The organism is Nostoc sp. DedSLP03 (assembly GCF_034530815.1).
GTDB lineage: Bacteria > Cyanobacteriota > Cyanobacteriia > Cyanobacteriales > Nostocaceae > Nostoc.
This window is the reverse complement of the sequence record NZ_JAVRCK010000044.1, coordinates 44,063-70,422: the sequence shown is the minus strand read 5'-3', so window position 1 is coordinate 70,422 and position 26,360 is coordinate 44,063. Positions and strand designations below refer to the sequence as shown.

The 26,360-nt window shown below is 41.5% G+C and carries 26 protein-coding genes; 11 read left to right on the top strand and 15 right to left on the bottom strand.

Annotation, left to right across the window (positions count from 1 at the left end; translation table 11 throughout):
* Nucleotides 1-117 precede the first annotated feature (117 nt).
* Nucleotides 118-1,173 carry a BMP family protein gene (locus RM368_RS21270; protein WP_322695871.1) on the bottom strand — a complete coding sequence of 352 codons (1,056 nt, stop codon included), beginning with the start codon at nucleotides 1,171-1,173 and terminating at the stop codon, nucleotides 118-120.
* Nucleotides 1,174-1,332: 159 nt separating this feature from the next.
* Nucleotides 1,333-1,722, bottom strand: a complete 390-nt coding sequence (locus RM368_RS21265) for a hypothetical protein (protein WP_322695870.1) — start codon at nucleotides 1,720-1,722, stop codon at nucleotides 1,333-1,335.
* Between the two features lie 511 nt (nucleotides 1,723-2,233).
* On the opposite strand from RM368_RS21265, the gene RM368_RS21260 reads away from it, so the two are divergent.
* Both RM368_RS21260 and RM368_RS21255 read left to right on the top strand, forming a co-directional pair.
* Complete coding sequence (locus RM368_RS21260) at nucleotides 2,234-3,070, top strand: Rpn family recombination-promoting nuclease/putative transposase (RefSeq protein ID WP_322695869.1); 837 nt, start codon at nucleotides 2,234-2,236, stop codon at nucleotides 3,068-3,070.
* A 95-nt stretch (nucleotides 3,071-3,165) separates the two neighbouring features.
* A complete protein-coding gene (locus tag RM368_RS21255) occupies nucleotides 3,166-3,357 on the top strand; it encodes an AbrB/MazE/SpoVT family DNA-binding domain-containing protein (RefSeq protein ID WP_322695868.1) in 192 nt (63 codons plus the stop codon).
* Nucleotides 3,358-3,589: 232 nt separating this feature from the next.
* On the opposite strand, the gene RM368_RS21250 is transcribed toward RM368_RS21255, so the two are convergent.
* Nucleotides 3,590-7,642, bottom strand: a complete 4,053-nt coding sequence (locus RM368_RS21250) for an NB-ARC domain-containing protein (RefSeq protein ID WP_322695867.1) — start codon at nucleotides 7,640-7,642, stop codon at nucleotides 3,590-3,592.
* A gap of 168 nt (nucleotides 7,643-7,810) precedes the next feature.
* Here RM368_RS21250 and RM368_RS21245 point away from each other — a divergent pair, with 168 nt between their 5' ends.
* Complete coding sequence (locus RM368_RS21245) at nucleotides 7,811-8,029, top strand: hypothetical protein (protein ID WP_322695866.1); 219 nt, start codon at nucleotides 7,811-7,813, stop codon at nucleotides 8,027-8,029.
* Nucleotides 8,030-8,144: 115 nt separating this feature from the next.
* Here RM368_RS21245 and RM368_RS21240 read toward each other — a convergent pair whose 3' ends face one another.
* Nucleotides 8,145-8,639, bottom strand: a complete 495-nt coding sequence (locus RM368_RS21240) for a DUF4363 domain-containing protein (RefSeq protein ID WP_322695865.1) — start codon at nucleotides 8,637-8,639, stop codon at nucleotides 8,145-8,147.
* A 964-nt stretch (nucleotides 8,640-9,603) separates the two neighbouring features.
* Here RM368_RS21240 and RM368_RS21235 point away from each other — a divergent pair.
* Complete coding sequence (locus RM368_RS21235; RefSeq protein WP_322695864.1) at nucleotides 9,604-9,888, top strand: peptidase; 285 nt, start codon at nucleotides 9,604-9,606, stop codon at nucleotides 9,886-9,888.
* A 103-nt stretch (nucleotides 9,889-9,991) separates the two neighbouring features.
* On the opposite strand, the gene abc-f is transcribed toward RM368_RS21235, so the two are convergent.
* From abc-f to RM368_RS21220, 3 genes are all read right to left on the bottom strand, one after another.
* A complete protein-coding gene (abc-f, locus tag RM368_RS21230) occupies nucleotides 9,992-11,920 on the bottom strand; it encodes a ribosomal protection-like ABC-F family protein (protein ID WP_322695863.1) in 1,929 nt (642 codons plus the stop codon).
* Between the two features lie 72 nt (nucleotides 11,921-11,992).
* On the bottom strand, nucleotides 11,993-12,409 hold the full coding sequence (locus RM368_RS21225; RefSeq protein WP_322675311.1) for a DUF1824 family protein: 417 nt from the start codon (nucleotides 12,407-12,409) through the stop codon (nucleotides 11,993-11,995).
* Nucleotides 12,410-12,678: 269 nt separating this feature from the next.
* Nucleotides 12,679-13,527, bottom strand: coding sequence for a prohibitin family protein (locus tag RM368_RS21220; RefSeq protein WP_322695862.1), 849 nt, complete (start codon nucleotides 13,525-13,527; stop codon nucleotides 12,679-12,681).
* A 325-nt stretch (nucleotides 13,528-13,852) separates the two neighbouring features.
* On the opposite strand from RM368_RS21220, the gene RM368_RS21215 reads away from it, so the two are divergent.
* A complete protein-coding gene (locus RM368_RS21215; protein ID WP_322695861.1) occupies nucleotides 13,853-15,661 on the top strand; it encodes an ABC transporter ATP-binding protein in 1,809 nt (602 codons plus the stop codon).
* A gap of 38 nt (nucleotides 15,662-15,699) precedes the next feature.
* Nucleotides 15,700-16,128 (top strand): hypothetical protein, encoded by a 429-nt coding sequence (locus RM368_RS21210; RefSeq protein ID WP_322695860.1) that lies wholly within the window; start codon nucleotides 15,700-15,702, stop codon nucleotides 16,126-16,128.
* 66 nt (nucleotides 16,129-16,194) lie between these two features.
* Here the strand turns inward: RM368_RS21210 and RM368_RS21205 are convergent, their stop codons facing one another.
* From RM368_RS21205 to RM368_RS21190, 4 genes are all read right to left on the bottom strand, one after another.
* Nucleotides 16,195-17,841, bottom strand: coding sequence for a hypothetical protein (locus RM368_RS21205; protein ID WP_322695859.1), 1,647 nt, complete (start codon nucleotides 17,839-17,841; stop codon nucleotides 16,195-16,197).
* Between the two features lie 165 nt (nucleotides 17,842-18,006).
* Nucleotides 18,007-18,147: a hypothetical protein gene (locus RM368_RS21200; RefSeq protein WP_322695858.1), complete on the bottom strand. Its 141-nt coding sequence runs from the start codon at nucleotides 18,145-18,147 to the stop codon at nucleotides 18,007-18,009.
* A 188-nt stretch (nucleotides 18,148-18,335) separates the two neighbouring features.
* Complete coding sequence (locus tag RM368_RS21195) at nucleotides 18,336-18,782, bottom strand: type II toxin-antitoxin system VapC family toxin (RefSeq protein ID WP_322695857.1); 447 nt, start codon at nucleotides 18,780-18,782, stop codon at nucleotides 18,336-18,338.
* Nucleotides 18,770-19,024 carry a hypothetical protein gene (locus tag RM368_RS21190; protein ID WP_322695856.1) on the bottom strand — a complete coding sequence of 85 codons (255 nt, stop codon included), beginning with the start codon at nucleotides 19,022-19,024 and terminating at the stop codon, nucleotides 18,770-18,772. Before RM368_RS21190 ends, RM368_RS21195 begins: the two co-directional genes overlap by 13 nt.
* A 45-nt stretch (nucleotides 19,025-19,069) precedes the next feature.
* Here RM368_RS21190 and RM368_RS21185 point away from each other — a divergent pair, with 45 nt between their 5' ends.
* Nucleotides 19,070-19,294, top strand: coding sequence for a hypothetical protein (locus RM368_RS21185; RefSeq protein WP_322695855.1), 225 nt, complete (start codon nucleotides 19,070-19,072; stop codon nucleotides 19,292-19,294).
* A 160-nt stretch (nucleotides 19,295-19,454) separates the two neighbouring features.
* Here the strand turns inward: RM368_RS21185 and RM368_RS21180 are convergent, their stop codons facing one another.
* From RM368_RS21180 to RM368_RS21170, 3 genes are all read right to left on the bottom strand, one after another.
* Nucleotides 19,455-20,501 carry a tetratricopeptide repeat protein gene (locus RM368_RS21180; RefSeq protein ID WP_322695854.1) on the bottom strand — a complete coding sequence of 349 codons (1,047 nt, stop codon included), beginning with the start codon at nucleotides 20,499-20,501 and terminating at the stop codon, nucleotides 19,455-19,457.
* Nucleotides 20,502-20,542: 41 nt separating this feature from the next.
* A complete protein-coding gene (locus tag RM368_RS21175; RefSeq protein WP_416212248.1) occupies nucleotides 20,543-21,682 on the bottom strand; it encodes an IS4 family transposase in 1,140 nt (379 codons plus the stop codon).
* A 350-nt stretch (nucleotides 21,683-22,032) separates the two neighbouring features.
* Entirely contained in the window at nucleotides 22,033-22,467 is a 435-nt protein-coding gene (locus tag RM368_RS21170; RefSeq protein WP_322695853.1) for a hypothetical protein, read from the bottom strand.
* Between the two features lie 218 nt (nucleotides 22,468-22,685).
* Here RM368_RS21170 and RM368_RS21165 point away from each other — a divergent pair, with 218 nt between their 5' ends.
* From RM368_RS21165 to RM368_RS21155, 3 genes are read left to right on the top strand one after another with little or no spacing between them, the layout of a single operon-like run.
* Entirely contained in the window at nucleotides 22,686-22,913 is a 228-nt protein-coding gene (locus RM368_RS21165; RefSeq protein WP_322695852.1) for a hypothetical protein, read from the top strand.
* Nucleotides 22,910-23,182, top strand: coding sequence for a type II toxin-antitoxin system RelE/ParE family toxin (locus tag RM368_RS21160; RefSeq protein ID WP_322695851.1), 273 nt, complete (start codon nucleotides 22,910-22,912; stop codon nucleotides 23,180-23,182). The genes RM368_RS21165 and RM368_RS21160 overlap by 4 nt, the downstream gene beginning before the upstream one ends.
* A 59-nt stretch (nucleotides 23,183-23,241) precedes the next feature.
* Nucleotides 23,242-23,934: a PD-(D/E)XK nuclease family protein gene (locus RM368_RS21155; RefSeq protein ID WP_322695850.1), complete on the top strand. Its 693-nt coding sequence runs from the start codon at nucleotides 23,242-23,244 to the stop codon at nucleotides 23,932-23,934.
* Nucleotides 23,935-24,069: 135 nt separating this feature from the next.
* Here RM368_RS21155 and RM368_RS21150 read toward each other — a convergent pair whose 3' ends face one another.
* Nucleotides 24,070-25,452, bottom strand: a complete 1,383-nt coding sequence (locus RM368_RS21150; protein WP_322695849.1) for a cytochrome P450 — start codon at nucleotides 25,450-25,452, stop codon at nucleotides 24,070-24,072.
* Between the two features lie 273 nt (nucleotides 25,453-25,725).
* Between RM368_RS21150 and RM368_RS21145 the strand changes: the two genes are divergently transcribed.
* Complete coding sequence (locus RM368_RS21145) at nucleotides 25,726-26,358, top strand: ParA family protein (RefSeq protein ID WP_322671549.1); 633 nt, start codon at nucleotides 25,726-25,728, stop codon at nucleotides 26,356-26,358.
* The last annotated feature ends 2 nt before the right edge of the window (nucleotides 26,359-26,360 follow it).

Below are 26,360 nucleotides of genomic sequence, written 5' to 3'. Positions count from 1 at the left end.
GACTCTATTACATCCCTACCTCACTTTAAAAGATGTTGGTAATGACAAGGCTTTACAAGGGGGGATTAAAGGGGGTAATTTGACTACAAAAGTTTTTAAGATATCTGTATATTAAACCTATGTTGTTGCTTTCTTCACGCAGCGCGTATCCTTACCAGCCTCTTTACAGTCTTCAAAAACGATTTTTTTATTAACAATCTCTTGCTTTGCATTAAATACCTTTTGCTTTACTGCTTCCGGTATGATTGCTCCGAATTTTCCTAAAAATAAGATATCTGTTCTTTCTAAACCAATTGTATATATTTGTCCTTTGATTTGTTTTTGTTTGGCTAATTCTGCTATATAAGCTATAGCTAAATCTAAACGTTTGACAGCACTGGTCAAAACAGCTTTTGGTGCAACATCTAATTGATCCTTGGTGTTACCAAAAGCATATACTCCTTTTTCACCTGCTGTTTGTAAAACTGCGGCTGAAGCATTATCTAACCATTGATAGATGACATCAGCACCAGAAGAAATTATTGCCAGAGTCGCTTCTTTAGCTTTGGCAACATCATTCCAATCACCCGTAAAAGTAGAGGTAATTTGGATATTTGGTTTAACAGACTTTGCTCCTAATTCAAATCCCCGCAGTTCTCCCTCAGTAGCGGGAAACTTCTCTCCGGCAATATAAGCTAGTTTATTAGATTTAGTCACAGAAGCACCGATAATGCCGCACAAATAACTAGCTTGTAAGTGATCTATTCGTAAAGAAGCAATATTCTCAGCTTTGAGATTACCATTTACTCCCACAAAAAATGTGTTGGGGAACTGTGAAGCGACTTGTTCAATTGCGGCATCAAATTGTCCGCCATGCGCAAAGATCGGATTGTAGCCTTTACGAGCAAAATCTGTTAATACTTCTGTTTGATCTGCTTGTGCTACTTTTTCGACATAAGCGGTTTCTGCACTCAGCTTTTGTTTTGCTAGATTGATTCCCTCATAACCAGATTGATTCCAGCCTTTATCGGTAATCACTCCAGGGAGAGCGATCGCTATTTTAAATCCTTCAGCACCATTCGTTGTTGTCGCTGTTGGTGTCGTCTGATTATTGCAAGCTTGCAGCAGTAAGCTGGTACCAAACCCTGCTGAACCTAGCAAGATAAATTCACGCCGACTAAAGTTTGTTGTCATACCTCGCCTTCAGATAGCTATTTGAGTTATTTCAACACTCTAAAGTCGTAGGTGGTACTTTGGAAACAATTTCTGTGGGATTTCTTTAAGACGCGATAAATCGCCGTCTCTACAATAATTAGTTTTTTGTAAAAACGGCGATTCATTGCGCTTCTTACCTTATCCTGCATTTTCATCAGATGCTTGTTCTGCAACATTTTTCAAGCGGCTCGATCTGATTTTGCGGATGCGATCGCTACTGCGAACACCACCCGCCATTTCATATTCGCGGCTGTCTTTGCCGTACTTGATAGCAACCACCATCAACATCTTCTCAGAAAGCTGACTCAAGTTTTTTTCCATCTGATCAATTTCAGTTTTAGAAGAGTCAACCACAGATAAAGCAGTATTATAAACATCAATTTTGTTACGTAACTGCTCAATTGACTCAATCAGTTTTTCCAAACTATAATCTTCATCAAATTTAATGTTTGGAACAATCGATTTTAGTCCAGAGGATCTCAACTGAGCTTTTTCTAAAATACGGGATGTGCGTTTTTGGCGTGACATAATTTTATCCTTTTAAAGATATCTATCAAGCTAGCTTGCCTCAGTTAATTCGCATTTTGGTTCAGCAAAACTCGCAATTTTTCTCATAAGATTTTCTACTTATAGCAGTGATATTTCGGAATTTCATTATTAAATGCTGGTATTTATGGAGATAATTTTTTCAGCTTCATAAAAGCTTTAATATAGACCACTCCAGCCGCGAGTTAGATTGCTTTCGTCACGAGTTAGACCACTCCAGCCGCGAGTTAGATTGCTTCCGTCACGAGTTAGACCACTCCAGCCGCGAGTTAGATTGCTTTCGTCACAAGTTAGACCACTCCAGCCGTGAGTTAGACTGCTTCCGCCGCGAGTTAGACTGCTTTAGGTGCAATGTGCGTAGATGCAAAGCGATATGTTGCTAGATATCGCTGTGTAGGCAAGCCTTACTTAGGCGATCGCCATCACTAACTTTCAAAATCACTCAAGATTTCTATGGTAGTGTGGACTCGGTTCAGCAAAATAAGAATACTTCATGCGCCGAGACTCGATATTTTACAAACTATTTCAACAATCTCCCACGTTATTATTTGAATTATTGACCAATCCGCCAACAAATGCTAATGCCTATCGATTTGACTCAGTAGCAGTTAAAGAACCCAAATTTGAAATTGACGGCGTATTCCTCCCACCAGAAAATGCAGGTGCAGGAGTAGTGTATTTTTGTGAAGTCCAATTCCAAAAAGATGAACTGCTTTACGAAAGAGTATTTGCTGAGTCCTCACTATATTTTTATCGCAACCGTGAGAGATTTAGCGATTGGCAAGTAGTCATAATTTACCCATCTCGCAGTCTGGAACAAAGCCAGATTCATCCCCATCGCTCATTGCTCAATGGCGGACAAGTGCATCGAATATATTTAGATGAATTAGGGGATATTCGTACTTTACCTTTATGGGTAGCGCTGATGGTATTAACGACAGTTAACGAAGAACAAGCACCAGAACAAGCCAGATATTTATTAACTAGAACTCGGCAAGAAGTATCATCACCCACAATTCACGCCATAATAGAGATGATTACGACAATTATGGTGTACAAGTTTGAGCAATTAAGTAGAAGGGAGGTAGAGTCGATGCTGGGAATCACACTCAAGGAAACGCGAGTTTATCGGGAAATTAAGGAAGAAGGGCGCGAGGAAGCAACAGTGAATCTAGTTATGCGACAGCTAAAAAAGCGATTTGGCGAACTGACTTCAGAAATACGTTCTGCCATCACTGGTTTACCTTTACCTGTTCTGGAAGACTTGAGTGAAGCATTGTTAGATTTTACCAGTGTGGCTGATTTACAGTCGTGGTTAGCAGAGCGATAAGCTCGCTCTTCTGTAGATGCTGCTAAGATAGAAGCGATCGCATTGCTTAACTTTTAGGTAGTCGCTTACATATAGTTTAACGATGAGCAACTGCAATGCCGAAAAGTAATATCATGAACACCGCCAAACTCAGCACTGATGGCACTCACCAAATCGTTATTTTGCCCGAAGATTTTCAACTTACTGGCACAGAAGTCTATATCAAAAAAATTGGTAACGCGATCGCTCTCATTGCCAAAGATAACCCCTGGCGATCGCTCATCGACAGTCTAGACAATTTCTGGTGATGATTTCATGACTAATTGCGATCGCTCACTCATCGACACCAGAGAGAATTGGGTTGAGTAGTTGTAAAAGGCGATCGCACTTCGCTTAAAACTATAGATCCTGCATCCTCTTATACCAATTGACCAAAATCAGGCTACAGATAGAAGTTAAATCTAACTCTCTTAAATTACGAATTACGTTAGCGTAGCGTTAGCGAGTCCTCGAGCGTCATTACGAATTACGAATTAAAAATTATTTCCACCATCGTCCCACATCCACAATCGCACGGGCAATTTCTACCGTTGCTGCTTCACCACCTAATGCAAAGATAACTGGAAACAGTACGTTTATATCTCCTAACAATTCAGAGCGAGTGCGAAGAGATAGTTCATGAAGTGTATCTTGCCATAGAGGAAAAAGCTCGACAGATGGCATTTGTGATAAACCAGAAGTTAAATCACTTAGAGCAGAGGCACGAATTTGCTCAAACTGAATTGCCCTCGCTGCTATTAGTGCTTCTGGCAATAATTCTGGCAGTTTGTTGACTAAAATAGAAAGAGCTTTGGCGCGATCAGTTTTATCTTCAATAGCTTGAGCAGCAGCCAAGGCTTGTGGCAATAATTCTGGCAATTTATCAGCTAAGGTACTCAAGGTAACAGCGCGCTCGTTTTTATCCTCAATAGCTTGAGCAGCAGTCAGGGCTTGTGGTAACAACTCTGGTAATTTGTCCACTAAGCCACAAAGAGCTTTGGCACGGTTATCTGGATTCTGAATAGTTTGAGCAGCAGTCAGGGCTTCTGGTAATAACTCCGGGAGTTTAGAAGTTAAGGCACTCAAGGCATCGGCACGAAAATACTCATCCTGAATCGCTCTTGCCTCAGCTACAGCTTCTAGTAATAACTCTGGTGGCAGTTTGTTAGCTAAAATACTTATAACACAAACACGATGATCGTTCTGGCTTACCCACTTCAGTGCTAACACTTCTGGCAAAAACTCTGCTGGCATCTTCTCACATAAAATACTTAGTACAAAAAATCGATTAAACTCATCTTGAATTGCCCTTGCCTCAGCTAGCACTTCTGGCAATATTTCTGGCAGTTTGCCGACTAAGGCACTCAAATTAGCAGCGCGTAAAAACTGATTTTGAGTCGTTCTTGCTACCTCTAGTGCTTCTGGCAATACTTGTGGCAATTTGTCGGCTAAAGTAATCAGGGCATTGGCGCGTAAAAACTCATCCTTAATCGTTCTTGCTACCTTCAGTGCTTCTGGCAATATTTGTGGCAATTTGTCAGCTAAAATAATCAGGACATCGGTGCGCTTGTCCTCATCCTGAATCGCCCTTGCCGCCGCGAGTGCTTCTGCTAATACTTCTGGCAGTTTGACAGCTATGTTTATAAAGGTTAAGGCGCGATACTTTTGATGCTGAATTGCCCTTGCCAAAGCCAGCACTTCTGGTAATACTTCTGGCAGTTTGACAGCTATATCACTCAGGGCAAGAGCGCGCTGTGACTCATCCTGAATCGCCCTTGCGGTCTCTAGCGCTTCTAACAAGACCTCTGGCAGATTAAAAGTATCACCTAAGACAACAAGAGTAGAAACGCGCTTTAACTTATTCTGAATTACCCTCGCTGCTTCCAGTGCTTCTGGCAATACTTCTCGTAATTGGTAGGTTAAAGCACAAAGCAAATCAGCGCGTTGCTCCCCATCCTGCATTGCCCTTGCTGCCTCCAGCGCTTCTGGCAATACTTCTTTTTTGTAGGTTAAAGCAAAAAGGGCATGGGCACGAATTGATTTATCCTGAATTGCCCTCGCCGTCTCCAGTCCTTCTGAAAATACTTCTGGTAGTGTAAAAGTTAAAGAATAAAGGGAAGAAATGATGTTATATTTATCATCCTGAATCATCCTCGTTGCTGCTAGCGCTTCTGGTAATATTTCTGGTAGTTTTTTGACAAAGCCACTCAACGCAACGGCGCGATTTGATTCATCCTGAATCTCTCTTGCTGCCGCCAGCACTTCTGATAACAACTCTGGCGGCAGGTTGTTAGCTAATATGAACAGCGCAGAAGCACGATCTTTTTCATCGTACATAGCTTGAACAGCAGTCAGGGCTTCTGGCAATATATCTGGCAGTTTGTCAACTAGGGAACTCAGAACTAAACCACGAACCGTCTCATTCTGAATCGCTCTCGCGGCAACCAGTGCTTTTTTCAGTGCTATTTCTTTAAGGTTTGGTGACAAATAGTTAGCTAACTCTGTAAGCGAGCCAACTTTCTCAGTTAGATTTGGGTTTTGTAGGGCGTAAGCTAATCCTTGTTCAGGAGTCCAGAAATTGTTTTTAATTAATGCAAGCAGTAATTCTACTGTTATATCAACTGCTAGACTGTTAACTGATGCAATCATCAAAGCATAGCGACACTGCAAACTCAAAACTTGCGGCAGTGTTGATTCATTACAATTAGCTTCTGCTAGTTCCCAGGCACGAGAAATATCTGTGATGTAACCGCCAGTTTGTGCTAATTGTTCTCGCACTTCATACCAGCCATTGCTTCCAGTTGCAGACTCTTCCCGCAATAACTGGTGAATCTCTTCTAACTGTCCAGCCTTTTCTAAATGCCAAACTAAACGCTGATGAATGTAACCATCATCGAGTAAAGTATGCCATAAACCATTCTGGGTTTTCTGCCAATACTTCTTTAAAAAACCTGCATGAGCATCAGCAAGGTTTAAACCCAACCCAGCCAAATCTCCTTGGCGCTTTGGCTTAGAGGGAGCAGTTAACAAATTACAAGCTAAATCGTGGAATAAGTCATGTAAGCGATAGGTAGGCATACCATCAGCAAGCGGTACTCCTGTTAATAGCAATGCTTTATTCCGTAAATATTGCAACATCTTGGCAGCATCACGCTTATCCATCTGCCACAGCGTTGCCGCCATCATTTTATTAATGTTGACATCCTCCGGCAATACCCCTAACCAAGAGAAATGCTGCTGCTTTTCTGGTGGCATTCTCTTGACACTCAAGTTTAATGATGCGGTTAAACTCAGGCGTTTTAAACTAGCCTCATCGGTAATTTCTTCGGCTTCCGGTCGGTCAAAACTTGTTAATCTGGCTACTTCTTGCTGAATATCCGCCAACAGTTCATTCCAAGTCGTACCACAGGCAACTTCGGCGGCTGCGAGTTCCAATGCTAGGGGAAGATAACCAACGCCTTTGGCTAAGTTTTCGGCTGAGTGACGTTCTGTGCCTGTAATCTCGCGTCTTAATTTCTTCGTCAGCAATTCCATTGCCTGGTCTGGTTTCATTATATCCAGGCTGTAGGTGCTGGCTGCTAAGGCATCGGCAATGTGACCTTCACGAGTAGTTACTAAAACTTGACAACGCGCCCCACCAATATTAAACGCTCGTGCATCTTCGGTATTCCAAGCATCATCCACCACCAGCAACACAGCTTTGTCATAAAGCAGAGTCCGCAAATGCGAGGAAGTTGCTTCTACACTTGTAGGTTTAAAGCTATAGTCTCTTAATGCTTGCACCCAGCCGCTAAGTAAAGCCAGGACATTGGGTTGTTGACCTAATGTTGCCCAAAGAATGCCATCACAAAAATGAGATTGTATTTCTGCATTATGGGCTAAAGCCGCAGCTAAAGTAGATTTGCCCACCGAACCCAAACCGTGAATCGCGGTAATTACCAAAGTGCGACTATCAGACGACGAACCATTTAAAAGACGAGTTGTTAAATCATCGCTGTATTCTGGGCGTTCTACAAAGTGTGTAGGTAAAGGTGGCGCTTGAAATATACTTGTGTGACCTAACCCCCTAACCCCCTTTTCTACAAGGGAATGGGGAAAATTCAAAGCCTCTCTCCCTGTGGGGGAGAGGTTTGGAGAGGGGTTATTTAATTTCGATTTCTCTGGTCTACTACTTTCCCAAGCTTCATCAAATTGTTTTAAGTTCCTTTCCCTATTTCTTGACCATAGCTTGAGTGTAAAGTGCCATTCCTCAACACCCTTGGTTTGCAGACGGTTATCTTCCAGAATCTTCAAGAAATCCTTCAGCAAATTCAGCGCTTCTCGAATTTGCACTTTAGTTAACTTGCCAGAATATTTGTCTTTTTGGGTCGGCAACTCCAATGTTACCAACGTAGTCTGCACAGTCAGCTTGGGGTTAGCGCTGTCTGCTTCTTTCCAGTCAAACTCAATTTTAAAGTTACCATCCTCAAATTCCCCATCGGCAAAACAAAGCAACGCCTCTAAGAGACGCTTGACTCGCTTTTGAATTTGAGGCCCATAGGTAATTCGTGGCATTACATCCAAAAAATTGAGTAAGAAATTTGGGGCTACCCCAGATTGAAACTACCACCCCAAACTCATGTAATCCAGATTCTAAGGCATTTTCAGCAAGTTTAGGGTATTTGCTTAGGGACACAACCCCAAAGAGAACCTATATCTATCAACTCTTTGGGGTACAAACAAATGCAAGTCCGTCAAATTCTCGGTAAAACCATTGCTTTGTTGCTGGCAATGCAACTATTCTTGATTGGCTTCCAAGCTAAAAGCCAGATTGACCAGGGTAACTCATCCATTGAGGCGTTGATTTGGATGACTCAACAATATATTTCAGTGCTGGTTAAAATTCGCAGCTTGCAAGATAAAAGGGAGAAAAATGGGGAAAGGAGAAAGGGAAAAGGGTAAAGGGGAAGGGATTTAAAACCTTTCCCCATTCCCCCTTACCCTTTACCCCGCTTGCGTTTCCTTGACGCACTACTAGCAGACTAGCCAACAAATACTCAGTCTATGTATTTGGCTCTTAAGGCTTGGCTACACTAGTAACATCCTTGTTAAGAACCCCTAAAGCTGTTGACAATTTCGGTTTATTTGGTGTAGAGGCTTTCAGTCCTGCCTTAATCTCATCGGCTTTATCTTCAATTTCTTTGTAGGTAGTGGGAGATTTAGCTTTGACTCCATCCTCAACCTTTGACCATAAATCTTCAAATTTATCAAATTCCCCTTTAGCTTTGGTAAAATCTCCCGTCTCAACTGCGGTCTTAGTATTGGTAACAACACCTTGTAGACCTTGAAATTCAGTTGTTGTAGCGGGAGTGGCTGCTGCACCAGGGCTAGTTGTCGCAGCAGGAGTGGCTGCTGCACCAGGGGTGGTTGTCGCAGCAGGAGTGGCTGCTGTATCAGAGATAGAACTCCCAGCAGGTGGCGTCTGTGCAGTAGGTTCTTCAGCCTTATTGCATCCAACCAAAGTCATCATGCTGATTGCAGCAACTATTAGTACTGGATTAAAACGATTCATTCTAAACTCCTCATCAAAACTCGTTTGTGTAGACTAGTACCGCAAAGCGGAAATCAAAAGTCTTTCATTTTGGGCTTTCTGGCTGTAATGAAATAGTAGGTTTATTTTCGCCGACTTGTACTAACGTTCATATTTTACGCTGACTATCAACAAAAATATTAGCTAATATTTTTGTCACAGACTGAGCAAATATCCCGCCCAGAACTAAAGTTCCGGGCTGATAGCTAAAGTCCTCTAAAAGAGGACTAAACTAAATTTCTTGTTTAGTCCTCTTTTAGAGGACTTTGGTTATGAGACTCGGAATTTATTCCGAGGCGAGATAGATACACTATGCACCAAAACTTGTGTATACACCGTAGCTTGACAAGGGGGGATTAAGGGGGGTAATTCGACTTGTGTATACACGGTAGCTTATAAAGGGGGGAAACAATAAAAATCCGGTTCCCTCCCCTTTATAAGGGGAGGGTTAGGGCTGACAAGTGTAGGTTTTTTATGTGGGCATGAGTGGATACTCTCAAACAGAGTTCTAAAGGTGGTTCAAATAACGAAATTTCGTTCTTAGGTGGAAAATTAGAGACTAAAATTTGAGTTTTCAACCAACGCAAAAACCTCATTTCAGCCACGTTTGTAAAATACCTACACCTGTCAGAGGGTTAGGGTGGGGTAAAAAATATTTAACATAGCACAAGCCTTGGTGGTTAGGACATCAACAGACGATAAAACTTAGACAGAAACAGGCTTTTCACCCAGTCCCCAGTCCCCAGTCCCCAGTCCCTTGCCATACATCAATCGTGACTTTTCAAACATCCTCTTAAAAACGGAGTCTATCAAGACGCCTCACACCAATTGCTGACTTCGAGTCTTGTCTGAAAAAACTCGATTTTTCTCATTTCATTTGCATTTCAGGTGATATTGAGCCTACATTAGCGTATTGGGAAAAAGTTTCTACCACCGGAAAAATACCATGAAACGTTCATTTCGTAAGTATCATCGTATCCTTGGCATCATCCTATCTGTGCCACTTATGTTAACCGTGCTGACTGGAATATTAACAACCTTTGTCCGCGAGTGGTCTATTGGTCTAGGAGTTCCAGCTAGCTTTCTGTTAAGTATCCATACAGGGGAAATCTTTCATCTGCAAGGAATCTACCCAATTTTGAATGGATTAGGACTTCTGGGATTGTTGGTGACAGGATTAAATATGTCTGGTTTATTTAGTAAAAAAACTCGGCAAAACCCTAATAATTAAACTAAGAAGCTAATGGCAAACGTACCTGAAAGCAGCTACTAACGGCGATTCATTGATTTTGAATGAGCGGTTTATTTACGCCGTGGCTTACTAGCTAGTAATTTCAAGACTCTATTTCAGCTAATTCTAACCAGCGTTCAGTCGCCACATCGATGGCGTGCTTGAGATTTTCCACCTGATTATAGAGTTTTTGCACTTCGCTATAATTCCCCGGTGAAACATTCGCCAGTCTTTTCTCAGTTTCCGCCTTTTCAGCCTCTAACTCGGCAATCTTACCTTCCAACTGGTCAAATTCTTTTTTCTCCCAATTCGATAATCTCCGCCGCTTGGTATTCTCTACCTGTTTGGGTGAAGCCGCACCATTTTGGACTTCGGCATTTTTGGGTTTTTCTTTAGTAGTAGCAGCTTGTTGCTGTGCTTCTTCAGCCTTTTTATAGTCTAGATAAATCGAGTAATTACCTGGATATTGCCGCAGATTACCGTCTTCTTCAAAGGAGAATACTGTGTCGATGGTGCGATCGAGAAAGTAGCGATCGTGAGAAACTACAATTACACACCCGACAAAATCCTCTAAATAATCCTCTAATACTGCCAATGTCTGAACATCTAAATCATTTGTCGGTTCATCTAAAATTAAGACATTAGGCGCACTCATCAAAACCCGCAACAGAAATAAACGGCGTTTTTCCCCACCTGAAAGTTTATGAATTGGGGCATACTGCTGATTCCCAGGAAACAAAAACCGCTCCAACATTTGCGAAGCGGTAATTTGAGTACCATCGGTAATTTTGACAAATTCTCCTTCTTCTTTGATGTAGTCAATCACGCGCTGATTTTCGTTTAAGGCTGTGAGCAATTCTTCCGAATGCTGGTCAAAATAACCGATGTGAACGGTAGTACCAATTTCTGCAATGCCGGAATCTGGCTTAACCCGTCCAGTAATGATATCCATTAAAGTGGATTTACCAGCACCGTTAGCGCCAATAATGCCGATGCGGTCTTCTGGACTAAATTCGTAGGTGAAATTATTAATCAGGGTGCGTCCATTGTATGCCTTAGAAATGTTATCTAACTCAATAACTTTTTTCCCAATGCGACGACCGACTGTGGAAATATCAACTTTACCCTGAACTTGTTTAAATTCAGTATCCCGCAGAGCGTGAGCGCGGTCAATTCGAGCTTTTTGCTTGGTGCTTCTAGCTTTTGGCCCTTTTTTGAGCCATTCCAACTCTCGGCGCAATAAGCCTTGGTGTTTGCGTTGACTGCTGACGGCAGATTCTTCAGCTAAAGCTTTCTTTTCGAGGTAATATGAATAGTTACCTGTATAGGTGTAAATGTCGCCTCGGTCGATTTCAATAATCCGGTTGGTAACACGATCTAGAAAATAGCGATCGTGGGTAATCAGAAACAATGCGCCGCGATAGCGATTTAAATAACTTTGTAACCATTCCACAGAAAGAGCATCAAGATGGTTTGTCGGTTCATCCATAAGCAAAGCATCTGGTTCTGATAGCAAAGCTGATGCTAAAGCAATGCGCTTGCGATAGCCTCCAGATAAAGTACTTATCTTGGCATCAAAGTCAGAAATTCCTAATTTTGTCAGAATGATTTTGGCATTAGTTTCTAATTCCCAAGCACCAGTCGTATCCATCTGTTGCATCACCGCAGAAAGGCGAGACATCAGTTGACTATCATCTGGATAGTGAACCAATTTATCAGAAAGTTCTTCATACTCGCGTACTAAAGCCATGTGTTCGCCACTGTCAGCGAAAACTTGCTCTAAAACTGTGTGATTTTCATCTAAATCTGGCTGCTGCGGTAAGTAGATAATTTTAGAACCGGAGTTGATTAAAATTTGACCGCTATCAATGGTTTCTAACCCAGCGATCGTTTTTAATAGAGTTGATTTACCTGAACCGTTAGTACCAATTAATCCCACTTTATCGGTAGCATCAAGGCTAAAGCTCGCATCTTTTAAAATTTCCTTGATGCCAAAGTCTTTTTTTACTGATTGTAGTGTAATAATACTCATAAGATTGAAGTCATTAATTATTTTTCATTAGTGAGTAGGTAAGGCAAATACCTTACCTACATTCGCAAAACTCTATACAAATAAGTCCAAGGGAAGGTGTCCATACATTTCGTTGATTCCATCTTCGTCATAAGACTGGCAAGATACTAATACACCACGATGATGTCCATCATAGGAATCAAGATAACACAAGCCGTTTTTGCCATTTAATTTGATATAAACTGGCCCTTCGGGTGTAAGTAAATTGTTTGGCGGTTCATAACCCAAAGCCAGAGAATAGGTTTTCATTGCCAATATTCCTTCTTCTGCCGTATCAGCACAAATTCCTAAAATTTGGTAATCAGTAAGCTTGGTGAGCAAAATTAAGGCATTACGAATTACTACTTTTTCTGATGAGTTGAGGATAGGGGCAATGTCTAGACAGTTGAATTTGTTCAGTAATTTTTTCGCTTCTTCGGCAGTGAGATTTTGAGGATTGGAGGTTGACATAAACTTCGACTATTATCTGGTTAGCTTTTCTGTGGTGTTTGAGTTGGGACTAGTACCGCAAGGCAAAAGTCAAAAGTCACTTGTGCTTGAATTTTAGGCTTTCTGGCTGTAATAAAATAGAACGTTTCCACTGACCTGTACTAACCCAACTTATACCATTTTGGATTTTAGGTTTTTAATTGGAAATAGTCCAATGTATTGTAAAATTTGTCTGAGGTCAGAGCAAATTCCATAATTTTAGACCTGGCGATCTCATGCCCACTTCCCTTTTACGGTTGATTTTGGACATTCCCAAGGTTGAATATAAAGGGTACGCCATTTTTTGAGTCATTACCCATAACTAAAACTTTTGGCATCTGAGCGCCGCCAGTCTTCCAAGCTTCAATTGCTTCTTTTTGCAGAACTAACTGCCCTCCTTGGGCTTTGAGTGTCTCTGCTAAAAGTCTTTGAGCTTCTGCCCTACCTTTGGCGCGATTCACATCTGCTTGCGCTTCTTGTTCGGCTTCCCGTGCTACATAAACGGCTCTTTGCGCCCGTTGTTCAGCAATTTGTTTTTCTTCAACTGCTCTGGCAAATTCTGGTGAGAATGCTAAATCAACTACGCTAGTATCTAACACAATTATCCCATATTTATCTAAGCGATCGCCTAAAGCATTATCAAAGTCTTCTTTTAACTCACTTCGTTTAGTAATCGCTTCTTCTACTGTTCTTCTAGCTGCCGCAATTTTAAATGCTTCTTGTGTCTGAGGGGCAATGATTTTTGAGACAATATTCTCTAATGTTCCTTGTTTTCTTCTAACTTCAACTACCTGTATGGGATCGAGGCGAAAGTTAATTGCAAATCTCGCGGATAAATTTTGTAAATCTTTAGTAGAACTCTCCGCTGGTACTTCAAATTTTTGCACCGTCAAATCATACACATCTATCACAGAAATAAAAGGCGGTTTCAGGTGAATACCTTCCAATAAAGCGCCATCTCTGGCTTTACCCAAAATGCTGATTACTCCTGCTTGTCCTGGGTTAATAATGATAAAGGAATTTAGCCCAATAATCACTAGTATTGCTAACACAATTCCCAAAACTGTGGTTTGCCAATTACCCAATTGCTGATTTTTCAAATTACTTTCTCCAATATTTAGTTAGTCATTTGTCATTTGTCATTTGTCATTTGTCATTTGTTATTCTCCCTCTGCACCCCTGCTCCTGTTCCCAGTCCTTAAATAAACTCAGTTACTAGTTTCTCACTAGTACAACACGGCGTAAATCAACTACCTATTCCAAATTAACGAAACTCTTACGCTGTATACCTGTTTGAATTTTGAATTTTGAATTTTGAATTCAGCCTTGCGGTACTAGTCTGTCTGAATCAATTTTCAGACTCAGGACTTAGGACTCAAAACTTTGTTCCGTGGTAATATCAGTCACACGAAACCGCAAAAAACCGTGGCTACTGTATTAAAATCTCATCGGACATCAAGAAGGCGTAAACATTCAACGTATCCTCTCCTGCGTTTGCTGGAGTATGGACACGAGTATCGTAAACAAATTTGGCTGGCGACTATTTATTCTATCCTCAATAAATTTTTCGATTTGGCACCACCTGGCTTAATTGGCGTGGCGGTGGATGTGGTAGTTAAGCAACAGGATTCCATAATTGCACAGTTAGGGGTACGGGATGTCTTTCAACAATTTTTGATTATTTCCTTCCTGACTGTGGTCATTTGGATACTAGAATCGGTTTTTGAGTACGCCTACGCTCGACTTTGGCGGAATTTGGCTCAGAATATTCAGCATGACTTGCGTTTGGATGCATACAAACATTTGCAAGAGTTGGAATTGGCTTATTTTGAAGAACGCAGTACTGGCGGTTTAATGTCTATCCTTAGTGATGATATCAACCAATTAGAGCGGTTTTTGGATGGAGGAGCGAATGATATTATCCAAGTTTCTTCAACTGTTCTAATTATTGGCGCTGCTTTCTTTATTTTGGCTCCTAGTGTAGCGTGGATGGCCTTGTCACCGATGCCATTTATTCTCTGGGGTTCTTTTGCTTATCAACGACTACTTGCGCCTCGCTATGCTGATGTCCGCGAAAAGGTAGGTTTTCTCAATTCGCGGTTGTCAAACAATATTAGCGGAATTACTACTATTAAAAGTTTCACATCTGAAGCTTATGAAGCCTATCGTTTGGAATTAGATAGTGACGCTTATCGTCGTAGTAATAGGAGAGCAATTACTCTCTCTGCTGCTTTTGTGCCGTTAATTCGGATGCTAATTTTGGTGGGTTTCACAGCATTACTTTTATATGGCGGAATGGCAGCAGTTTCGGGAGCCATGTCTGTAGGTACTTACAGCGTATTAGTGTTTTTAATTCAGCGATTGCTATGGCCTTTAACTAGATTAGGCGAAACATTTGATCAATATCAAAGGGCAATGGCTTCTACTAATCGAGTTATGAATTTATTGGATACTCCGATCGCCATTCATACAGGTGATGTGACGTTACCTATAGATGAAGTGCGCGGGGAAGTGCAATTTAAAAATGTTTATTTTGCCTATAAAGATAGATTTCCAGTAATTAAAAATTTATCTTTGGACGTTCCGGCGGGGAAAACTATTGCGATTGTCGGTTCTACTGGTTCTGGTAAAAGCACTTTAGTCAAACTCTTATTGCGGTTATATGAAGTGCAAGCTGGAAGCATTACTCTCGATGGCATTGATTTGCAAAATTTGAATTTGCAAGATTTACGTCGCTGCATTGGTCTGGTGAGTCAAGATGTCTTTCTATTTCATGGCACTGTAGCGGAGAATATTGCTTATGGTAGTTTTGAAACTAGAGAGCAAGAGATTATCACGGCAGCAAAGATAGCCGAGGCGCACGAATTTATTGTTGAATTGCCCCAAGGTTATGAGACAATTGTGGGGGAAAGAGGACAAAAGTTATCTGGTGGACAAAGACAACGGATTGCGATCGCCCGTGCAGTTCTCAAAAATCCCCCGATTCTGATTTTAGATGAAGCGACCTCGGCGGTGGATAATGAGACAGAAGCAGCAATCCAGCGATCGCTAGAACGGATTACAGTAGATAGAACTACAATTGCGATCGCTCATCGTCTTTCCACCATCCGCAATGCCGATTGCATTTATGTCATGGAACATGGGAAATTAGTAGAGTCGGGAACCCATGAACAATTGCTAGAGAAAGACGGTATTTATTCCGGCCTCTGGCGTGTACAGTCGGGTTTGAGATAAGTTTCGCCTATTGTCTGTGTCTTCATTACGAATTATTTATGTTTTTTGGTAATAGTCAACCAGAATCAGGTGATACTAAGTGGCGTCGCCAGTTGGATAAGTTTGTCAAAGCAAATCAGCAAGAGTTGGCGGCGCTGTTTTGGGGATTGTGGTTAGCAAATGGTGACAGTCAGGGTACTGTTGGTATTGATTTGCAACCAACGCCGCATTTTGTTTATTGTCCAAAAGAACAGATAGAGAATTTAAATGATAAGGTTGAGAATCGGCTTCAGGAAATTTTGGGAATTGTTGAGAATCACAAGCCGGAAGTGGAAGTTGTGATGATTGGGATTGGGAAGGGGGAAATTAAGTTAATTCAGTTTGCACCGGAACCAGCACCACCGATTTGTTTTGAGCAAGCTGGTAAGGATGTAGATGGATTGTTGGATGTGCTGGAAGAGAGGATGAGTGAGGAGATTGTTTTTTAACGCAAAGGGACGCTGAGGGAAGCGCAGAGGAACGCAAAGGAAGATGGAGGACTCTGCGCTTATTGTTTAGTTCATTACTTTGTTGAAGTCTGGGTAAGTCATATTCTCGGCACAATGCCAGATAATGTTAAATACAGCATCGTAATGATATGAACTGTTTTTATAATGTGGTTCGCTCAGATAGTCTTTTAAGGCTATGACAACTTCAAGTAAATGTTCGCTTTGGATGATGCTTATCAAATCATCAGCTATATCTAAAAGACAGGATTCATAGGATAGCCACTCTAAAGGAAATAAATCTTCATTTTCATCTTCCTCAACTTCAAGATAATGATGGGTTTGAATGAATCTAATAAAGACGGCGATTAGTTCATTTAGCTTCTCTGCTTCTAATTTTCTACTTAGGTTAAATTGTTGTAGGCTATAAGCAGCACTTGTAAAAATTGATTCATGCTTTGTAGTGTTCAATAGCCGAATTAGAGTATCAAACGCTTGTTGATTATTAGAATCTATTTCCAGCAAGATAAAGAGCGCACTTAGAGATGTACGTTCATCTTTCAAATTAACCATTTTCCACATGGCTTTAATTATTTGCTGCTGATAGTCATTAGTCGGTGCTAGTATATCTGCTGCATGAAAATATACCCATTCTTCCTCAGCCGTTTCAAGTATTTTGGAGAAAGTGGTGATTGCTACTCTATTACCTGAATCGAACTTTCCTAGACATAAAGCAGCTTTACAACGGAAAAATTCATTCTTAGTGGTTTTAATTCTCTCAGTTAAAATAGTAATTGCAGCTTTGTTACCTGGATCAATTACCATCAAATATCTAACAGACATATCGAGCAAATATGTATTCTCGGTAGTTTCGAGAATCTGGACTAAAGTATTTAATGCTATTGGATTACCTGGATCGATATCCCACAAAGCCGCAGCCGCAGATGAAGAAACCACATCATTTTTGTATTGTTGGATGAAATCAATTAGGGTAGCGATCGCAATTTCATTGCCATAAGCTATTTTTCCTAAAGCTGTAATCGCACCCTGATATATGTCTTCTAAAGTCAACCACTCATTTGTAATTTCATCAGGCTTCATCTTAATAAATTGGATTAAAGCAGCGATCGCAGTTTCATTGCCATAGCCGATTTTTCCTAAGCTACCAATTCCAAACCACCAATAGTCATATTTATCTTGCTTCATTAGGAGTAATAAAGCTGCGATCGCACTTTTATTACCCGGATCTAGTTTTCCTAACTTCTCGGCTGCAAGTTTAAGAACTGTACGACTTTCGGTAGTATGAACCAAATGGACAAAAGCGGCAATAACCCGTTTTCTGTCGGTTAATTCCAGGGTTTTTCTAGCTGTCTGCACCAATGGTTTTGGTAGTATCTGCCAATCTCGCTTATCTTGCCGAAAATAGGCATAACTCCATTTGAGTAGTTGTTCTACAATTGCATCACCCAAATTACATTCTGGGAACTGGGATAAAGCCTCAGCCGCCAAAAAATAGGCGCGATACCGATAAAAATCGCCGCAACCATCATCAAAATCTATTAAAGCTTGGATAAAATCTTCTTTCTGCTTTTTAGCTACATCCTTTTGACTGAACCAGTGGAGAATCTCTGCTTTCCACTCTGGTTCAAAGATGCGGTAAGTGCCTTGATTTAAATTGCTGCGATCGTGGTTAAAGAAATACTGCCAATCATGCATTGCCTCCTACCCACTTCGAGATGTGGGACGAAAGGGATTTAGATGCATCTTGCTACATCAGTTGGCTTTTTGTCAAGTCTGGATGAGACAATGATTGAGGAGATTGTTTTTTAACGCTTCAGGTAGCAAAGGTAAGCGCAAAGGAACACAGAGAAAAGACTCTACTTACATAACAAGCTTATGCAGTGTTCGCATCCAACTATTTTGCTCTGCTTTGATGGCTTGCAATATCATACGTTGTTCTGGAATAGCTAGTTGCTTTACTAATGATATGATTTGCTCAGTATTGAGCTGAAGGGTTGCCATCTTTGTAGCACCTCTGTTGAGATTTGCAGATATTTTAACTCAGTTAATTTTATGCTGTAGCGATCGCACTCCATACAGCAACAAAAGCGATGTCTAACGACAAGGCCAGGAAGTTTTACTTACCTCGGTTTACAATCTCAAGTAGAGCGATCGCTCTCCATTATCAACGAACACATAAAAGCGATCTCTCACGATCTCAGCACCTCATCTAGAATCACAATCGGCAAGTTTGTGGCTGTCCTCAGTTGCCGATCGTTGGTGAGAAACTGAGTACAGCCAGATGTTGTAGCAGTCGCAATATGAATGGCATCAGGTGTTCTCAAAGAAGGCGTGCTTGCACGTAGCCTTGCTGCTTCACGCAAGATGGTCTGACTTATTGGAATCAACTGCATTTGAGGCGATCGCAGTAATCGCTCATAGGCATCAACCAGAAATGTATCCGAGTTTCTCAGTGGCACAACTAAGGTTTCCATCAGAGTTAGTTCACTGCTAAAGACTTCAAGGGTTCTGGCCTGAAGACTATTCCATAGGGTATTCAGCAACACCCCATAAGTTGGGGTCTGTTCGACGGCGTAAATAACTGTTACCGTATCGATGTATACACGAGCAGCATTTGGCAGAATTAGTTGTCCCATGCATCTCGTTCTGCTTGGAGGTCTTGATTGATTTCTTCTACACTTCTGCCAACAGGACGCTGTTTGTGGATTTCTTCAAGCAGGTGGATAATCGATTGTCCTTCTAGTGTCGTTTTTTGTGGTATCAGGACAATTACCTCAATAGTTTGTCCTACAGAGGTTGAGAGTGTATCGTCAGGCAAGGTGATTTCAATTTTGTTGCCTGGTAACACTTTAGTTTCAATGCGTAATGCTGATTGCATCAAGCCTTCTCCTGATTTGGTTTCTTTTTAGCTATTGTTTCTTCTATGGACTCCCTATCGTTCTATCCATTGTGGCTCAAAAAGCGATCGCGATCGCAACTATCTCTCAACTATCAAAGGCGATCGCACCTCATTCTACAATTTAGGTGGAGCGATGTCTTTGACGGGCTACGCCTACGCCCTCAGAACACCATCATTCCACCTCACAACAAGAATATTCTCGTTTGGAACAAGAACGTTCTCACTTGGAACAAGAATATTCTCGTTTGAAACAGGAACGTTCTCATTTGGAACAGGAATGTTCTCGTATAAAACAGGAACGTTCTCACTTGGAACAGAAACGTTCTTGTTTAAAACATGAAACTTCGAGTTCAGAACAGGAAACTTGGAGATAAAAGCTTGATTGATGAGGTTGGGAACTTGAATTTTGCTATTGTGAGGAGAGGCGATCGCGTAAATCTTCTAAACTTTGACGCACAGCAGCAGTATTAGGATGATTTGCGCCTAACCGACGCTCAAAAATATCTAATGCTTGTATGTACAAAAGTTCCGCTTCGCTGTATCTACCTTGGTCACAGTAGAGTGCCGCTAGGTTCTTGAGACTAATTGCGACATCTGGATGTTCATCTCCCAGCAGCTTGGGCCTGAGTGCCAAAGCTTCGATGAAAAGGGTTTCTGCTTCGCTGTATCTGCCTTGGTCACGGTAGAGATACGCTAGGTTGTTGAGACAAGCAGCAACTCCTTCATGTTCATCTCCCAGCAGCTTGCGCGTCAGTGCCAAAGCTTTGATGTAAAGCGGTTCGGCTTCGCTGTATCTGCCTTGCAAACGGTGGAGTACCGCTAGGTTGTTGAGGGTTTCTGCGACATCTAGATGTTCTTCTCCCAGCAGCTTACGCCTAAGTGTCAAAGCTTGGATGTAAAGAGGTTCGGCTTCGCTGTATCTACCTTGCAAACGGTAGAGTTCTGCAAGGTTGTTGAGGCTAGTGGCGACATCTGGATGTTCTTCTCCCAAGCGTTTTTTAGTAACTTCTAGACACTGCTGATACCAAGGTTCAGCCTGAGTATATAATCCTTGACCATTGTAAAATCGAGCGTTGCCAACAAATGCCCAAATCAAATCATCATCGCTGATATATTCAATGAGATTATTTGCTACTTCAGCTATATGAGGTATGGCGAAGGAGACGGCGTTGATTTGCTTAAGGATAGGGTCTTGAGGAATATCTTTAGCAACTGCTACCATTATCCGGCAAAAACTTCGCTTTAATTCCTCTGCCTGTTCTAAACCTGTAAGCTTATATTGGAAAAACTCCCGCAACAGTGGATGCAATTGGTAAACTCCCTTATCTTTACGCTGGAGTAAATGCAAATTCAATAATTTATCATCCCGAATTTCTTCTAACTCTTCCTCGTCTGACTCTGGAAAACACTGTTCTACCAAATCCCAAGCTATAGGCGCGGGGGCAAATAAACTCAATAAACAGCCATCAGTGAGAGGTTAGAGTAATTGCACTTTTGTCAAGAGGGTGCGGGAAAAGGCGATAAATCCAGCTTTGAGACTGGCTTTCGTATGGCTTTAACAACTCCTAAATCTTGATTCTGTTTTGCAGCAAAGTACTGAATGGGGTCATCGGCGCTACCTTTTTCGTTTGCTACGCTGAAATGGTACAAACCTCGAAAAATCATCTCCAAAGAAATGCGGTCAAATGGCAAAGATAATTCATCAGCTACCGCATCTCCCAAGTCAACTAACACGGCATAAAAGAGCCAAGTAGCCCAGACTTGTAACTTCACACCATTAATAGAACCAGTCCATAAATAAGATAGCCCCAGCAGGCGTTTGACTGTGTAAAAAGCTTCTTCAACTCTCCATCTTCGGCGATATAAATCTGCCACAACATAAGGAGGTAATATTTGTGGGTCGAGGACAGAAGTAACATAAGAATAGCTAGTTTTACCAACCTTAATTTCTATTAAACGTAAAGTGAGTACTGGTGCGCCACGACGAACAGTGCCAAGTTGAATCAATCGGTCTTTAACTGAATGGTCATAGCTGAAAATCTTTAAGTACTTAATAGATGCTTTGACTTTTAAACGAGTAATAAAATGAACTTCTTGGTTAATAATTTGTTGTAAAAAGTGGAAATGATAAAAACCTCTGTCAAGTAAAATCAGAGTTTTAGGAGGTAGTAAATTTAATAATGCCGCTTCAAAATTAGTGTCCGATGCTGCTGGATTAGTATGAAACCAAACTTCGACAGGTAAACGAGTAACCAAATCAATAACTGTACAAATTTTCCCGGCTAAGTGCCCTATTTTCAAGTCTTCCAGGCTTTTTAGCTTCCGAAATAACGCTTCTAGGGTTGACCCATCAGCAATCCAAATTTGTTCAAAATTACGGAGTGCAAATTTAACACTATCTGGCAATGGTCGTCGGAGTCTTTGTTGCCAGTTAAATTGTAACTTAGGTAGTAAATCTTTAAATACACGCTCAAATAATTCATTAGGAAAAACTAAAAATCTTTCTGATAGGGACTGTTGAGCAAAAATAGCTGGAGTTAATAAAGCTTCTAATTGCTGAGAAATTGCCTGATTATCTATAGTAGGAGTATTATGTTTATGTACGTGGTCAGAGCTTTGCTTTGGTCGCTTGGGCATGGCGGTAAACCAAACTTTTCATTGAGTCGTTTAATAATTGAATTTACCTAACAATGTTGCCCACTTCTTATAAATTTATTCTGCCGTTACAATACCTTTTCGCTGGAAATTTTAACTCTCAAAAACTTTTTGAAAATGATAATCAAATAAAGGGGGAAGGAGGTGAGCGTCGCTCACCTCCTTCCCCCTCCCCCACGCACGATTATCATTCTTATTTGAATTATTTTGAGTATTTTAACGGGTTGACAAAATACCTTTTATCTTAACCTCTCACGGATGCTTAAGGGCAAATTTTCCGGTATTTCGATAGCGAGATTTGACTTTACCTGTTCTCCTCCAGGCGAATGTAGTCAGAAAATATTAGTACCAGTGAAAATATTTCCTTGAAAGACGTTTTTAATAGACTCAGCTAACTTTGTAGAATTAATGATGGTCGCTGGTTGTGAGTTCAGCCCATTTGCTAAAGCTTGAACTTTTGATGCTACTTGAGGATCGGTGTTTACTGCTGCTTCCACGTCCCGCACTGATTGAGCAATATCGGTATCGGTGTCTGCTGCGGCTTTCAACTCTAGTACTGCTTTGCCATAATCTAAGGGCTGTTGTGGATTTTCTGGTATCGCCTCTGCTAACAACGGCAACTTATTTTTATTACGTAGCTGTGCGATTAATTTACCGCTTGCTTCTAACCCTGCTTCCCCAAGCTTTTCGCCAGTTTTTTCTAGAGCTTTAGTTAAAACTATAGTAGCGAGCGCAGTTGCAACAGCCGTTAGTGTTACAGGTTCCATAATTTTATGAATAATAACCGAAATTCCACTGAAAGCTATTCTAGCCTAGCCCGATCATCACATTTCTTGATTTTGTCTGTGCAGACACAGTTTTTAACGTTAACCCTCTGCTAAGAGTGGGTTTCTCGACTTGAGCGGACTGGCGTTGTGTTATGGTCTAGCCTAAAGCACCAAAACCTTTAACTGATGCGTTACGCTAATAACGCTAAAGTCATAGTATGACTACTAAAATCACAACCCAAATGCAAGCTGATAAATACCCTTTTGCTCAAGAACTGATTACTGATATGGAAGGTAATATTCGCAAAGTAGTCATAGATTTTGATGACTATCTACGCTTGCTAGAAGCTATTGAAGATGAAGGACTTATCTTAGCAATGAAGGCAGTAGAACATGAAATACCTCTAAATATTGATGAAGCATTAGCACAACTAGAACAAGAGTGATTACCCAATATCTATCCAGCTTTATCAAGGATCTCAAGGCTTTGAAAAGTACACCTTACTATGAGACTATTAAAACCCTTGTTTTTGAAGAAATACCACAAATATTAACCTTTGAAGAAATTACTAACCTCAAAAAACTTCAAGGTTATGAAAATGCTTATCGCATCCGTGTTGGTGATTATCGTATTGGACTTATTTTTGATGGAGAAACAGTCCTATTTCAGCGAGTGCTACACCGGAAAAATATTTATCGTCATTTTCCAAAATAAAACCATATTAATTACAAATTACGTTAGCGTAGCGCGACTTAGCCCCTTACCAATCACAAATGCAATTTAATACCCAACTACTACCTCGAATTAACAATAAATCCTTGAGAGAAAATGGCAAACAATATTATGTAGATGCCAAGGGAAACCGCTTCCCTAGCGTCACCACAATACTCAATGTCACCAAACCCCAAGCAGACAGAGACAGATTATTAAATTGGAAAGCGCGTGTAGGTACAGAAGAAGCCACCCGCATATCTACAAACGCCAGTCGTCGGGGAACCCAAACACACAAACAAATTGAGCGCTACCTCCTTGGGCAAAATCCTGTTTGTCCCGAAGCCAGTCGCCCTTACTGGGAAAGTATTCAGCCAGTTTTAGCAGAAATCGACACAGTGAAACTGGTAGAAGGCTCTGTTTTTCATTACGATTTGAGCTATTCTGGCAAAGTCGATTGTATTGCCAGTTATCAAGGCATCCCTTGTATTTGCGAGTGGAAAACAGCAGACAAACCTAAAGGTTCAATCGAGCATTTATACGAACATCCACTACAACTTACAGCCTACATTGGAGCAATTAACAATTATTATCGAGATTATGGCATTCAGCTAAATCATGCTTTGTTGGTAGTCGCAATCCCAGAGATGCCAGCCGAGGTATTTTGGTTTGAACCAGCAGCGATTAAAGATTACTGGCAGCAATGGGAAAAAAGAGTCGCCGAATATTGGGAACGCAGAAGTGTTTGGAGTTGATGAGTGGGATTCTGATTCAAAGATGCGGTAAGTGCTTTGATTTAAATTGCTGCGATCGCATGATTTTGTAATTCGAGTTTTGTTATAGTTATTACCCCATAGTAGGATGGGCATTTTAATACCCACCCTATTTGCCTAAACTAACGCTGGTGTATTTGCACGCTTAACTTGAGGTGTTGCAACCATTCGCATTCCGGCTGGTGCAGCTAAAGTTAACCCACGGCGCACAGGACGCACGGGACGTTTATTCACTAGCGAAACTTGGAATTCTGACAAAACAGTTGCCAAGACAATTTTCATTTCATACTGGGCAAATGCCATCCCAATACAGCGACGATTACCGCCACCAAAGGGTAAATATTCATAAGGCGAATATTGTCTTCCTAAAAAGCGTTCTGGTTTGAACTGCTTGGATTGTGGGTAAACTTCTTCCCGATGATGCGCTAAATAAATGCTGGGGATTATTACCGTTCCCTCTCGCAGTTCGTAGCCCATAATTGTAATTGGGGTTTTCACAATCCGGGGGAAAGCAGTCATGACAATTGGATAAAGTCGTAGTGTTTCTTGGCAAACTGCTGTCAAATAGGGCAATTTACCTACACTACTCAAATCGTGGTTAACTCCAATGGTGTTGAGTTCCTTTAGTAATTTCTCACGCACCTCTGGTAAACGATCGATCCAGTAAAAAGCCCATGTCAATGCCGAAGCAGTGGTTTCATGTCCCGCAACTAGCAGTGTCATTAACTCGTCGTGTAATTCTTCATCTGACATCCCTTGACCATCGTCGTAACGAGCCGCCATCATCAAACTGAGGATATCTTGGCGATTTTGTTCAGATTCAGCCCGACGTTCTCGAAGTAAAGCATAAATCAGTCGATCGATTTTTTGCCGTTGTTGCAGAACCCAGCCCCACGGACTCCACGCACCGAAATCTTTTTGCATGAACTGGAAGAAGAAGGCGCTGGACATTACAGGCGAACTAATGAAGTCTAATAAGTCACTTAGCGATCGCCTCAGTTCCTCAAACAGCTGTCCATCATTCAAACCAAATACAACCCGGAGAATAACACGCAAGGTAATTTCTTGCATCGACTCACGGATCTTAAAAGGTTTACCAATTTGCCATTCATGAGTCACCTGTTGGGTTATTTCCCGAATTTCCTCGCCGTAAGCCCGCATTCTTTCACCATGAAAGGGAGGAGCTAATAATTGCCGTTGCCTCTGGTGGCGATCGCCATCCGCTAACATAAAGGAGCGATCGCCAAGTAAAAATTTTAGTCCTACGTTCCCCCTGCCAACCTCAAAATGCTTGGAATCAGCAGTAAAAATCTGCTCAAGTGCTTGGGGTTGACTAAAATATACTAGATGGTTATCCGAGCGATTACTCCTAATCGTGAAAGTGTCACCGTAGATTTGGGCAAAATCATCCACATATTTCACTGGCTGAGTAATAAACTTGATCATCCTCAGCCAGCGCGGCATTTGAGGCCCATCGGGTAAATTGTAAGTTGTTGTCATAGAATTTTAGGGAGTTAATGGCTTCTGAATTTTATTGTTACGACTTTTCATGTTACTTAGGGTTACAGAAAGCGGTATATTCATCATTGGGGACTGGAAACTGGGAACTGAAGACTCAAAGGAAAACAAAGAGGATAATAATAACTCTTGTACAGACGCGATTAATGAGCCAGCGCGTTGCGGGGGTTCCCCCCGTTGTAGCGACTGGCGTCGCGTCTCTCCTAACTCAGCACTCAGAACTCAGCACTCAAAAGGCAGCATCGGAAGTAAGCAGTGCCAAAAATCATCGCTATTCTCAACGGTAAAGGAGGAGTCGGTAAAACGACTACCGCAGTCAATCTGGCTGCAAACTTTGCGAAGAAAAAAAAGGTGCTGCTGATTGATGCAGATATTCAAGGTTCTGCCAGTTGGTGGTTTGGGCGCAGTCAGCAGGGAATGGGATTTGATTTATCTCAAGAAACAGATCCCGCACTTTTAGGTGATTTAGCAAAGATAACAGGTTACGATTTAGTAGTGGTGGATACACCTCCCGCGCTACGCTCTGAAGCATTAGTGGCGGTAGTTGCGATCGCAGATTATCTAGTTTTGCCGACACCCCCATCTGCAATGGATTTAGCAATCCTCGTGGAAACAGTCAAGGAAGCCGTCATCCCTGTGGGAACCCCCCATCGGGTATTGCTCACCAAAGTCGATACGCGCAGTCTGGGGGAAGCACAAGAAGCAAAAAACACTCTGACTCGCTTAGGTATTCCTACTTGTAATACCTTCATCCGTGCCTATAAAGCTCATGAACGAGCAGCACTAGAAGGTGTAGCGATTACTCAATGGCGAGGCGGAAATGCACGGGAGGCGGAATTAGACTACCGCCGTGCAGCTGATGAATTACAGCGTGATTGGAGAAAATAATA